The sequence below is a fragment of the Butyrivibrio sp. AD3002 genome (assembly GCF_000420905.1).
Taxonomy (GTDB): Bacteria; Bacillota; Clostridia; order Lachnospirales; family Lachnospiraceae; genus Butyrivibrio.
In genome coordinates this window covers 1-13241 of record NZ_ATVV01000048.1, presented here as the reverse complement: position 1 = coordinate 13241, position 13241 = coordinate 1, and the positions used below count along the sequence as shown (strand labels likewise).

The window sequence follows — 13241 nt, the reverse complement described above, 5'->3', positions numbered from 1 at the left end:
GAGGCATGCAAATCTCAAGTATAAGTACGGCAATAGACATTTCTGGTGCAGAGGCTATTACGTAGATACTGTAGGTAAGAATGCAAAGAAAATCGAGGAGTACATAAAGAATCAGTTAAAAGAGGATTTAGAGTACGACCAAATGACACTAAAAGAGTATATTGACCCGTTCACGGGTGAGCCGGTAAAGCAAAACAAATAAAAATGAGCCCAGGGGGCTCTGTAGGAAAATGATGTTGCGGCTGGCGAACCATTCGGCGAGTCTTTAGACTCAGTGCCGGCAACAGGCCCTTATAGGGCCAGAACAAACCACCGGCTAAGCCGGTGGTTCTGATTGTGCGTCTGGCGGCACATGTATTTTATTAAACTGTGGTCAGCTTTACCTTAAATGATATCTGCCTCGGTGTCTCCATCTCATCAAACTGAATCAGATAGCATCCATCAGCTGTGTTGAGTTCAAGTATTGTTCCGTCGCCGAGGATTGCATGCTTAACACGCTGACCCGGCTCTAAGAGGTTCAGCTTTTCAGCACCTTTTAAATGCCTGGAATCATTGTCGATAAATTTTCGGACAGCCTTTATCATGCCTTCGTCGGGCTTCTCTGTGAACTCGAGAAGGCTGCTGTCTATATCAAGAATAAATCTCGAAGGGTATCGTGGCAGTCCCTCGAAATTCATTCCGCCTGCTTCCGATATGAATAGCCTTTTCTGAGCTCTCGTCATGGCAACGAAGGCGAGACGTCTTTCTTCTTCCATACCCTCAAGGGTACGGATTTTTCTTGAAGGGAAAATTCCCTCATTCATTCCGCACAAAAATACATAAGGGAACTCTAAGCCTTTTGCGGCGTGAACCGTCATAAGTTTTACATTGTCCTCTTTTCCGGCATCTGAATCGGCATTGGTGAAAAGTGCGACATGTTTAAGGTAGTCCTCAAGTCCGACTTCCTCACCGCAGGTGGTCTCATATTCAAATACTGACTGCTTTAATTCCGCCAGATTATCAAGTCTATCCTGGGCGCCCTCGGTTCGTAGCATCTCTTCGTAGCCGCTCCCGTTCAGAATTTTGGCGAGAACCTCAGAAGCCGGAAGCCCCTCGTAGCAGTCACTCCATTTTTCTATCAGATTAAGGAATGAAGCTGCTTTTGTTCCGCGCATTATTTCATTGTCCAAATTATCACCCAGCGCTTTGTAAAGTGTGCAGTTATTTGCATTGGCATATTCCTCAAGAAAACGCATCCTCTTTTTACCAAGATTCCTCTTGGGAACATTCGCAATTCGCCTGAAGGAAATATCATCGCGGTATACAATCATGCGAAGATAACATAGTGCGTCCTTGATCTCCATGCGTCCAAAAAATTGGACACCTGAATAAATTGTGTAGGGAATCTTCTCACGAAGTAGTCCCTCCTCAATAGTGCGGGTTACATAGTGAGCTCGGTACAGGACAGTCATATCCTTATAAGGGATGCCCATCCCCTTAAGAGTCAGAATCTCGCCTGTAATCCAGTCGGCTTCGTCCGCGGTATTCGGTGCAAAATGGCAAAGAACACTCTCACCGGCGGGAAGCGTGGAACATAGATCCTTCTTTATTCGCTGCGTGTTTTTATCAATAAGAGAGTTAACGGCTGAAAGGATCTGGGGCGTTGATCTGTAATTGTCATTCATCATGATGGTCGTGACGTTCGGGAAATTTTTATCAAAATCCAACAGGTATTTCACATTTGCGCCGCGCCAGGTGTAGATGGTCTGGTCGGGATCGCCCACGATGAAAAGGTTCTTATGGTAGCCCGAAAGCGCCTCCATCAGCTCGTACTGGAGGCTGTCGATATCCTGAAACTCATCGATCATTATGTACTCGAGCCTTTTTTGCCACTTCAGCTTGATGTCTTCGTTCTGTGAAAAGATGTAGAGAGAGAACTTGATCAGATCGTTGTAATCAAGCCCGAAGCATTTCTTCTCCTGGTAAAGGTAGCCGTAGAAGAGGATGTCGGATACTTCGGTGGCCTTGTCGTATTTTTCCTTAAGAGTATCCAGTGACATGGTGATCATATCGAGGTAGTACTCGGGTTCCTTGAAAATCTTGCGAATCTCAAACATGTCTCTGGCGGCGCTGAAAGTCATGTCGCGAAGCGAAAGCCCGCGCTCCTCGTAGATGATCTTCAGCATCTCGTCGATGTCGGAATTATCCAGCACAAGGAAGCTCTTGGGATAGGAGACCGCGTGCGAATCCTCCTGAAGCACAGATACGCAGAATCCATGAAAAGTGTTGATGTATCCGGTGTCGTTATCACCTGTGAGATTGTGGATGCGCTGCCGCATTTCGTTCGCGGATTTATTGGTAAAAGTCACGCAAAGAATATGACCCGGCATAATACCAAGTCCGTTTACAAGGTATGCAAAGCGGTGCGACAAGGCTCTCGTCTTGCCGCTTCCCGCGCCGGCGATGACGCGGACGTACCCTTCCGTCGTGGTGACCGCTTCCTTCTGCGCTTTATTTAAATTCTCAAGAATATCTGTCATGCTGGTTCCTTTTTGATAAGATTTATGTAGCAAAAAGTGCTTAATTTGAAACTAATTCCGTAATTCAAATACATTCTACCAAACAAACGTTCTGATTGCAATAAAGACTCCGAACCGCAACAACCACATATAAAAAAGCAACTTTAAGTAAGACATGGAAAAACTGTCATGAGAATATAACAGTAGAAATTACTTTATGACAGCCATTATAATCAAGATATCATCCTGAATTTTTTTTAAGTGAGGAGTCGGAAAATGGGAGCATTTAAGACAGGCGAATACAGAAATCTTTTCAGAGAAATCGGGAAATCCGATGAAGAAATAAGCGCTAAGATCAAAGAGTCGGTTCAGACTTTTTTCTATGATGATAATGAGAGAATCTACCACGAAGCCGGGGAGGATATGGGATACCTCACCGACACCGGCAACAATGATGCCAGAACCGAGGGTATGTCCTACGGAATGATGATGTGCGTTCAGCTTGACATGAAGGAAGAGTTTGACCGAATATGGAAGTGGTCCAAGACCTACATGTACATGGACGAGGGTGAAAACGAAGGTTATTTTGCCTGGTCATGTCAGACAGACGGCAAAAAGAACGCCTATGGTCCGGCTCCTGACGGAGAGGAATTCTATGCGATGGCGCTGTTTTTCGCTTCTCACAGATGGGGCGATGGCGAGGGGATTTTCAACTACAGTCGGGAGGCCAGGAACATACTGAGCGCATGCCTTCATAAGGGTGAAAACGGCAGGCCCGGAGCACCCATGTGGAACAGGGAAAACGGACAGATCCTGTTTGTACCCGGATGCCCGCACACTGACCCTTCTTATCATCTGCCTCATTTCTATGAGCTCTTTGCGCTCTGGGCAAACGAGGAGGACAGAGAATTTTTTGCAAGAGCTGCTAAGGTCAGCAGGGAATATCTTGTAAAGGCTTGTCACAAGGACACCGGACTTAGCCCTGAGTATGGCAATTTTGACGGAACACCCATGGATAAGCAGCTCCCCTGGGGACAGTTTGGTGACTTCTTCAGCGATGCCTACAGAACTGCTGCGAATATCGGCCTTGATGCGATCTGGTTCGGTGAGGACTGCGGCCAGCTGGGAGTTCCGCTTAAGATGATGAAATTTTTCGGAACAGATCTTGAGGCTGTCAGATGTGCCTATAAGGTAGACGGGACACCTCTCGAGAGACCTGTGCTTCATCCGCTTGGACTGCTTGCAACAATTGCGCAGGGTGCACTTGCGATTGATAACCCGGGGGCAAAAGCGGACGGCAGCGATAACGACAAAGCGGGTGCCGACTTTGAGACCGCGCGTAAATGGGTGGAATGGTTCTGGAATCAGCCGCTTCGAAAGGGCGAGCGCAGATACTACGACAACTGCCTGTATATGTTTGCACTTCTGGCGCTGTCGGGTAATTACAGGATTTATTAAAGGGAAAATATGATTAAGGTTCGAGTTCATGTAAAGTTCAAAGGATATGTGCAGGGAGTGGGTTTCCGCTATACTGCTTTTCATACAGCCAATATGTACGGCCTGACCGGCTGGGTGAAGAATGAGTGGGACGGCTCGGTTACGGCAGAAGCCCAGGGCACAATGGAAGAGATTCAGCAGTGGATCGCCGCCGTCAAATCCGGCACCTACATTGATGTGATGGACATGACCATGGCGACAATTCCTGTTGAAGAAGATGAGCGAACCTTCGAGATCAAGTATTAAGTACGTAATTTGTACTTGAAGCTGATTAGAACAAATTTTATTCATGTAGAAAAATGAAGGCGGAAAGTAATTCAACTTTCTGCCTTTTCGCAATTTACATATTTTATTTAGTTTGTTACTCTTTTTAGTCTTATTTGGAGATTGTGAAAAGCAATATTTTCGCAATTAAGGGGAAAAAGAAAGTTTGTTACTCTGTTTATTATGAAAAAGGAGTAACAAACTTATTATTTATTATGGATTGCGAAAAAATGGCTTCTTTTTATAAGAAAAAGCACTAAAAAAGAGTAACAAATAAAATGAAAAGATGTATTTGCGAAAAGCTTATAAAAGTTTCGGAGCCTTATCCTGAATGCTTTCGTCATAGTAGACTACAGAAGAATTCAGAATTTTGTAGACTGGTTTCCCGGCGTCAATAATCAGCTCGACAATAGCAATTCCGCAGTTGGGGAGAAGGCCGTCGCCCCAGAATTTTGCAAGATCGGATTCACCGCGGACATACATGAGTATTGCCTTACTAAGTGCCCCGTGAGCGCTTATGAGAACAGTACTATCATGAGCGGCAGAATTACTTTCGAAAGCCGAATCGCTGCTATCATCTGTGCCGGAGCTTGCAAGCGGCTCTATAACATTTATCATGAAATCCTTCGCACGAAGGCAGAGCTCACTAAGCAGTTCAGGGGTAGGGGATTTGCTATCACCATCAGATAAGGTCTTGGTGGCAGGAACATTCTCCTGATCTGGCAAGTCCTCAGAGCTTGATGGCTCACTGTTCCTTAGTGCGAGAAGTTCCTTCTCATACAAATCCGGCGCTGTCTTGAAATATCTGAAGGGACAGTGTTCATCCTCTGTCATCTCAAAAACACTTCCGCCATCCATGAAACCAAAATGAAGCTCCTTTAGGCGACCATCAGTAGTAATCTTGAATGGATTATTATTCTTTCCTGAATATAGTTCCTCGAGAACAATTTCCGCCGTCTCATATGATCTGGAAAGAGGACTTGAATATACCTTATCAAAAGAGATTCCGGCTGCTTTTAAGCCTTTTCCTGTCTCTTTCGCCATAAGCTTTCCGAGCTCATCCAACGGGATATCAGTCTGCCCCTGAATGAGCCTCTTATTATTCCATGCAGTTGTTCCGTGTCTTAAAATAAATATTTTCATTTCTCGTTTCCTTTGTTATAGTCATATGAATTCTTATGAATTTTCTTTACTTTCGCTTTACTCGTTTAATTGTTTCCTTCTACCGTATTTTACGGATGATTTCATCTATAGGCAAGAATAGTTTCAATAAAAATCCCACAGCCCAACTATTTTCTGCTATCATAGACAAGTGGGCAATCTGCCCGGACAAAACACATGAGGGGAACTATACAAAAAAGGAGAGAAAGAGTATGAAAAAAGTAGTAGTAAAAGTTTTGTCACTTATGCTTGCGTTCATGATGGTATTTGGCGCAGTAGGAATGACAGCAAGCGCAGCAAACAAGGACAAGGCTGCGAAGAAGCTTTGCAAAGAGATCAACAAGGGTGGAAACAAGTGCAAGGGTATAACCGGTAACCTCAAGGTTACATATAAAAAAGAGGGCAGCAAATACAACTTCACAATTAAGCTGGATATGCCCTTGGATGCATGGATGTTTGATATTTCAGCAAAAATGCAGCCTAAGGAAATAGGACAGGCCAGAGATTCAGTAAAGAAGGTTTCAAAGACATTCAAGAAAAAGGCTAAGAAAGTCGGCATCAAGAAATCAAGCTGCACATACATTGTTTATGCCAACGGAACAAGAATTTGGGAGTTTAAGGACGGTAAAGTCGTTTACGATAGGTATCAATAAGTGTTTATTATTATTTAATAACATAAACACTCATAAAACCTTGATATAATCTGCATTTTTTAGTAGAATCCAAATGTAGTGCGTAGTAAACGATAAAAATTTATCATACTATAGTAAACACTAACAATAAGGAGGTACTTATGATTTACTCAACAGAGGTAAAAAATATGTGTCCCGTAACACAAGGGGTACATCATGGTGCTGCTCCCATTCCTGAAGAAGCAAAATGGGTTCAGTCCAAAGAGATTAAGGACATTTCCGGTTATACACATGGTATTGGCTGGTGTGCTCCTCAGCAGGGTGGCTGTAAGCTTTCCCTTAATGTTAAGGAAGGTGTCATCCAGGAGGCACTTGTAGAGACTATCGGATGTTCCGGTATGACTCACTCAGCAGCTATGGCAGCTGAAATTCTTCCCGGTCTTACAGTTCTTGAAGCGCTCAATACAGACCTTGTATGTGACGCTATCAACACAGCTATGAGAGAGCTGTTCCTTCAGATTGTTTATGGTAGAACACAGTCTGCATTCTCAGAGGATGGACTTCAGATTGGTGCCGGCCTTGAGGATCTTGGTAAGGGATCACGTTCAATGGTAGGTACTACATATGGTACACTTGACAAGGGACCTCGTTATCTTGAGCTTACAGATGGTTACATCACAGACCTTGCTCTTGATGAGAACGACGAGATCATTGGTTACAAGTATGTTAACTTTGGAAAGATGATGGACTTCATCAAGGCTGGTGACGATGCAAACACAGCTATTGAGAAGGCTAAGGGTCAGTATGGTCGTGTAGCAGACGCTGCAAGATTCATCGATCCCAGAAAACAGTGATAAAGGTAAGGAGGAAAAAATAATGGCTTTATTTGAATCATATGAAAGAAGAGAGCCCCAGATCCTGGCTTGCCTTAAGGAGTATGGCATCTCTTCTATTGAAGAATGTAAAGATATTACAATGGCAGCAGGCATTGATGTTTACAGCCTCATCGAAGGCATTCAGCCGATCTGCTTTGAGAACGCTAAGTGGGCTTACACAGTAGGTGCTGCTATCGCAATCAAGAAGAACTGCCGCAAGGCTGCTGATGCTGCTGCAGCAATCGGTATCGGCCTTCAGGCTTTCTGCATCCCCGGCTCTGTTGCTGATCGTCGTAAGGTTGGTCTTGGCCACGGTAACCTTGGTAAGATGCTTCTTGAAGAGGATACAGAGTGCTTCGCATTCCTTGCAGGTCACGAGTCATTCGCAGCTGCTGAGGGTGCTATCGGTATCGCAGAGAAGGCTAACAAGGTTCGTACAAAGCCTCTTCGCGTTATCCTTAACGGTCTTGGAAAAGACGCTGCACAGATCATTTCCCGTATCAACGGCTTTACATATGTAGAGACAAAGTACAACTACTTCACAGGTGAGGTAGAGGAAGTCTTCAGAAAGTGCTATTCAAAGGATGCAAATTCACCTCGTGCAAAGGTTAACTGCTACGGCGCTAACGATGTACAGGAAGGTGTTGCTATCATGTGGAAGGAGAACGTTGACGTATCTATCACAGGTAACTCAACCAATCCTACAAGATTCCAGCATCCCGTTGCAGGTACTTACAAGAAGGAGCGTACTGAGGCTGGTAAGAAGTACTTCTCAGTTGCTTCAGGTGGTGGTACCGGACGTACACTTCATCCCGATAACATGGCAGCAGGTCCTGCTTCCTACGGTATGACAGATACTATGGGTCGTATGCACTCTGACGCTCAGTTTGCAGGTTCTTCTTCCGTTCCCGCACACGTTGAGATGATGGGTCTTATCGGCGCTGGTAACAACCCGATGGTTGGTATGACTGTTTCTACAGCCGTTTCCATCGAGGAAGCTGCAAAGGCTGGAAAATTCTAAGATCCAGGTATTCTAGAATAATTAAAACAAGAATAGAGGCTGTGTGAAGGCATTCCTTTTCACAGCTTCTTTTTTATAATCTTTTACAGAAATTTAAGTTTTAGATAATTCATACTTCACTGCTGCTCCTATACAATAGTATTGTGGGAAATAGGATTCAAATATCCACATGGCACTGCGATATTTCAGCAAAATATAAGGGTGAAGATATGGATTTTTCCGCATTAGTTAATTCATTAAATACAATAGCCTGCGTCCTGTCGGTGGAGAGACTCCCGGACGGAGAGATGGGTGAACTGCGCATTGTTGCGGCTAATGAAAAATATAAAAAATCTATGCCGCCCACCTATTATGACGGAATGATTTATACCGAGCTTTTCCCCAAGGAAAGAAAGTTCGAGCATTTTGTATCATCGGCTGCACTGCGCAATAAGCAGATCCATACCTATGTTGAGGCTAAGGCTATAGGAATGTGGATGGATCAGGTTTATATTCCGCTTGCCTCAGATCGTGACGATATCGGATATTGCATTTTTTCATATGAACTCACAAAGGAAGCGGATCCCGAGAGAATGGGCAATGTTACGATGGACACAGCAGCGTCTGTAATAAAAAGCTGTGCCACTTTCCGTACTTCGGACAATTTCATGGTGGCCGTGGATGAGGTTGTCCGGGAGATTTATGAAAAATGTGATGCGGACAGCGTGACTGTTCTCAGTATAGACGAGCTTACCCATGGACTTAAATATATCGGTGGTAAGACAAAAGATGTAGACGAAGCAGAACATGCGAAGAGGATTGAGAATATTCCGCCTGAGGTTGTTAAGACCTGGGATAAGACAATTGAGAAAAGTAATTGTGTTATTATAACCGATGAGGATGACATGAAAAGCCTGGAGGAAAGAAATCCGGAATGGGCACATTCGCTTAGAGATAATGGAGCAAAAAGCATCTGCTTTGTTCCACTTGTCCAGAATAAGATCACGATTGGATATCTTTACGTAATAAATTTTGATGTTTCGAGAACTATTGAGATTAAGGAACTTCTTGAGCATACTTCGTTTTTCCTGGCTGCGGAGCTTGCAAACCATAATCTTATGGAAAAGATGCGAGAACTCAGCAACATGGATTCACTGACCGGAGTTTTCAACAGAAATGCCATGAATATGAGGGTAGATGCCTTTGTATCAAAAATGGAACTTAGGCTCAGGCCTTACGGAGTGATTTTTATTGACCTGAATGGTCTTAAGTATATAAACGATAAGTATGGCCACGAAGCAGGCGACCAGATGCTGTGGTCTGCGGCATCTATAATATCCTCCGTCTTTGATACGGATGAGATTTACAGAGCCGGTGGTGATGAGTTTACCATTATCAGCATAAATACCACAGAGGATGCATTTAACGAGAAAATAGATAAGCTTCGTGAAAAAACAACCTATCCTGCAGAGATTACAATGTCTATCGGTAGCCACTTTTCATCAAAAGGTGACGACATCCGTTTAGCCATGAGAAATGCAGATCTTGCCATGTATAAGGATAAAGAGGAATTCTACAAGGAGCACCCTGAACTCAAGAGCAGGAAAATATAAATAGTTGCGGTGTGCTTCAAAATATTGCCGAATATATGCGGCTACCTAGATGGGTCTATCTAGGCAGCCGCTTTTTGTGGTATAATTTTATGTGGTATGTAGTTTTGTTTCAAAATGGAGGAGTGTATGAAATTATCTAAGAGAATTTTTGCAGGTATACTTTCCGCAGCGCTTGTATTTACGGCAGTACCTGCTATGAACGCTAGTGCCGCGAAGATCAATTATTCGGGCATATATACAAAAGAAATATCTATTGAACAGCAGGATGAATCCGAAGCTGTTTTCAATCCGCTGCTTGCCGAGGTATCTGACGGGGATGCGGAGAATGCTCAGTCTGAGAAAGTCCGTGTCATGCCGGGCATGAAATTTGCCATTGCAGCTACCAGATACGGAGCTATCATCAAGACTTCCAAGAACAAATCACAGTTCAAGTACAAAACATCAAATAAAAAGGTTGCAACCGTAACTACGAAGGGTGTTGTAACCACTCTTAAGAAGGGTAAGTGTGACATCACGGTTACCAATAAGAAGGATGGAGTGAAATTCGTTCTTCACCTTACCGTCGCAAAAAACGTAAAAGTTAGCAGCGTTAAGCTGAATCTTAAGAGTAAAAAGTTTAAGACCAGAAACTATGAAGGAAAGACCTTCCAGCTTACTGCAAAGGTAAAACCTTCGAAGTATTCGAATGTACCTATTCTCTGGGGAAGCACAAACACAAATGTTGCTACGGTTGATGAGAGAGGACTTGTTACTTTGCAGGGATATGGCGACTGCCAGATCTATTGCAGGGCAGGCTCCAACAATAAGGCAGCAAGCTGCAAGGTTTTGGTTATCGATCCCGATGCACCCAAGGAAAACAATAATAATGGCAGCATCTGTTCACTCACATACAACACCGGTAAGCTTGTGGATATCTCAAGCCATAATACCGTTAATGACTGGAAGCAGCTTAAGAACAGCTGCGACGGAGTTATTATCCGTGTGGGTTATCGCGGATACGGCAGCGGTGCTCTTGTAGAGGATTCCAAGTTCAGAAGTAATGTTTATAACTGCCAGCAGTACGGAATTCCTTACTCTTTCTACTTCTTTACCACAGCTGTAAATGAGGCAGAGGGTGCGGAGGAAGCTAACTGGATTGCCAATACCATAAGCGGACTTAATACATCGATGCCTGTATTTATCGATGTTGAGAGCAGTGGCACAGGCTCCGGCAGGTCGGATAATATGAGCGTTGCTCAGAGAACAGCCGCAGTAAAGGCTACGGTTTCTCAGCTTTATGCAAGAGGCATCACCGGTGGTGTTTATTCATCAACCTGGTGGTACAATAACAGACTTGATATGAGTCAACTGCAGTACCCTCTCTGGGTAGCAGATTACCGCGGATATTGCGGATATGACCAGGGCAATAAATTTGCATGGCAGTTTACATCAAACGGTACAGGCTACGGCGTTGCAAACAGATGTGACGTATCGGAGTGGTATCAGTAAGTTACAAGGAGCATTACGATGTCAGACAATTTCATGGGAGATATTTACAACGACTTCTTCGGCCCGGGATCAGGCGGAGACGGAAAACCGCCGGTATTTGACGATCCGAAGAAGGAAGAGAGCATAAGAAGGAAGGTCAGCAGGGACTTTGAAAATCTGAAAAAAGGTGAAGAGAACATAGGTCCTAAGTACCCTGAGGAAAACAGCCCCGCTAAGCCTGAATCCGGAAATGCAGGCAGAAAAACCGAACATTATCAGGATGCCAACGAGGCACTTGAAGAGGCGAGAAAACTTTTCGAAAACAAGAATAAGCCCGTTCCTCCGGCACCTACAGCAGTGTCAACAGGAGATGCAGCACCTAAGCAGGAGCAAAAGCCAGAGGAACCTGAGACAGATCCGATGGAAGATCTGAATTCTCTGATAGGTCTTTCCTCCATCAAGCACGATGTTAAGGAACTTACCGATTTTGCCAAGGTTCAGAAGCTACGAAGAGACGAAGGTATGAAGTCCGTACCTGTATCGCTTCACCTGGTATTTACAGGTAATCCCGGAACAGGTAAAACAACAGTTGCCCGCATTATTTCCAGGATTTACAAGCAGATTGGTGTTCTTTCCAAGGGACAGCTCGTCGAGGTTGACCGCTCCGGTCTAGTTGCAGGTTATGTCGGACAGACAGCTCTTAAGACTCAGGAGAAGATCAATCAGGCTCTCGGCGGAGTACTTTTCATAGATGAAGCTTATGCGCTTTCCCAGGAAAATGATGCCTTCGGTCAGGAGGCTATCGATACGATCCTCAAGGCTATGGAGGATCACAGAGATGATCTCGTTGTTATTGTTGCAGGATACACAGAACCGATGGAGAACTTTATAAACTCCAATCCCGGCCTTAAGTCCCGCTTCAACAAGTATATTGAATTCCCGGATTACTCTGTGGATGAACTTGAAGAAATCTTCAATATGAATCTCAAGAAGTATGAATACGAGGTGGAAGAGGATGCCAAGAAGCACATACGTGAGATGATCAGTCAGAGAAAACTCACCAGGCTTGAGAATTTTGCTAATGCGCGTGAGGTTAGAAACCTTTTCGAGGAAATCGTGACCAACCAGGCCAGAAGAATCGCGAAGCTTGAAAATCCCACTCCAGAGGACATCAAGCTTATCACTTCTGAAGACCTCATTGATAAGAGACTTCAGGAAGATAAGAATGATGATAAGAAATCAGAAGTTGAAGACCTTCCGGTTCAGGAAACCACCGACAGCACTGATGGTGGGACCGAGCAGGAAGACCATGAGAACAGTACAGATCTCGATGCGGCCTCCGAGAAGGAAACCGATGAGGAGAACGGTACCGTCGAAACCGATGCGGACAAACTTGAAGGGGACGCTCTTTAATAAGCGATCACTGATGATATTCGGTATCGCATCATAGGGGGCAACGCCCATGTCGGCATTCATATAAAGAGATGCCGCAATTACAAAGCACAGTAGTGCCACTATAAATACAACAGCTCTGTAGGGCCATTCCCGGAATACAAATTCGGGGATGGTCTTTTTCCATATCCATCTGCAAAAATCAGAAATGTATCCGATGAATACCATGTTCGCGATGGTGCCGGGACCGATCTGGTGACGGTCAAACAGTACAACAAAAACGAAGAGTACCAAATTGAGCAGTACCTGCCAGGTTCCGAATAAAATTCCAAGACGACTTGAAATAGTAAGGTTCATGAAGGTGCAGGGATCGGTTCCAAGATTTACTTCAATCAAGAAGGACAGGAAAAAGCCCATAAAGAAAACACCAAGCGTCATTATGCCAAGTTTTTTTATTTTTTCTGAATCCATAAATAAATCTCTCTATACTTTCTTATATATTTTGCACAAAAGAACCAGTATTTAAGCCCTATGTGCAATTGGTTAATAAGTTACAAACAATGATAAGCATTAAATAATGGGCGAAAACCATGTCATTTCAGGTACAATGCATATGTGTTTCCAGTCAGAAGGGTGCACGAAAGATAACGTCATCCTTTTTATGAAGGCGAATCTGTGTCCCATTCTTCCCTATGGCTGCTAACCTCTCATGTCTAACAGGATCTTTCTCCCGTAGGAGTGTCCTAAATTCCTTCGTCCAGCCTACCCATAGTGGGGTGCCGCTTTTGCTCCTATCCAGGGTCATGCCCTATAATGTATGTCTTAGCGGCTTCGCTCTGCTT

Annotated in this window: 11 protein-coding genes; 9 read left to right on the top strand and 2 right to left on the bottom strand. The window is 44.2% G+C overall.

The genetic code is table 11. The annotated features are described in order from the left end of the window. Window positions 1-202, top strand: a 202-nt coding sequence (locus G596_RS0119485; RefSeq protein WP_022763066.1) for an IS200/IS605 family transposase, incomplete at its 5' end; no start/stop codon positions are given. A 160-nt stretch (window positions 203-362) separates the two neighbouring features. Here the strand turns inward: G596_RS0119485 and G596_RS0119480 are convergent. Beyond that, window positions 363-2519 carry an ATP-dependent helicase gene (locus G596_RS0119480; protein WP_022763483.1) on the bottom strand — a complete coding sequence of 719 codons (2157 nt, stop codon included), beginning with the start codon at window positions 2517-2519 and terminating at the stop codon, window positions 363-365. 255 nt (window positions 2520-2774) lie between these two features. Here G596_RS0119480 and G596_RS0119475 point away from each other — a divergent pair, with 255 nt between their 5' ends. Further along, entirely contained in the window at window positions 2775-3956 is a 1182-nt protein-coding gene (locus G596_RS0119475) for a glycosyl hydrolase family 8 (protein ID WP_022763482.1), read from the top strand. A gap of 9 nt (window positions 3957-3965) precedes the next feature. Next, a complete protein-coding gene (locus G596_RS0119470; RefSeq protein ID WP_022763481.1) occupies window positions 3966-4241 on the top strand; it encodes an acylphosphatase in 276 nt (91 codons plus the stop codon). Window positions 4242-4562: 321 nt separating this feature from the next. Here the strand turns inward: G596_RS0119470 and G596_RS0119465 are convergent, their stop codons facing one another. Next, window positions 4563-5402, bottom strand: coding sequence for a histidine phosphatase family protein (locus G596_RS0119465; RefSeq protein ID WP_022763480.1), 840 nt, complete (start codon window positions 5400-5402; stop codon window positions 4563-4565). A gap of 230 nt (window positions 5403-5632) precedes the next feature. Between G596_RS0119465 and G596_RS0119460 the strand changes: the two genes are divergently transcribed. The 6 genes from G596_RS0119460 (at window position 5633) to G596_RS24645 (ending at window position 12420) form a co-directional block, all read left to right on the top strand. After that, entirely contained in the window at window positions 5633-6073 is a 441-nt protein-coding gene (locus G596_RS0119460; protein WP_022763479.1) for a hypothetical protein, read from the top strand. Between the two features lie 140 nt (window positions 6074-6213). After that, window positions 6214-6906: an iron-sulfur cluster assembly scaffold protein gene (locus G596_RS0119455; protein WP_022763478.1), complete on the top strand. Its 693-nt coding sequence runs from the start codon at window positions 6214-6216 to the stop codon at window positions 6904-6906. A gap of 22 nt (window positions 6907-6928) precedes the next feature. Next, window positions 6929-7948, top strand: coding sequence for a GGGtGRT protein (locus G596_RS0119450; protein WP_022763477.1), 1020 nt, complete (start codon window positions 6929-6931; stop codon window positions 7946-7948). Between the two features lie 209 nt (window positions 7949-8157). Then, complete coding sequence (locus G596_RS0119445; RefSeq protein ID WP_022763476.1) at window positions 8158-9540, top strand: sensor domain-containing diguanylate cyclase; 1383 nt, start codon at window positions 8158-8160, stop codon at window positions 9538-9540. A gap of 126 nt (window positions 9541-9666) precedes the next feature. Continuing rightward, a complete protein-coding gene (locus G596_RS24230) occupies window positions 9667-11028 on the top strand; it encodes a GH25 family lysozyme (protein ID WP_022763475.1) in 1362 nt (453 codons plus the stop codon). 18 nt (window positions 11029-11046) lie between these two features. Next, window positions 11047-12420, top strand: a complete 1374-nt coding sequence (locus G596_RS24645; protein WP_022763474.1) for an AAA family ATPase — start codon at window positions 11047-11049, stop codon at window positions 12418-12420. The last annotated feature ends 821 nt before the right edge of the window (window positions 12421-13241 follow it).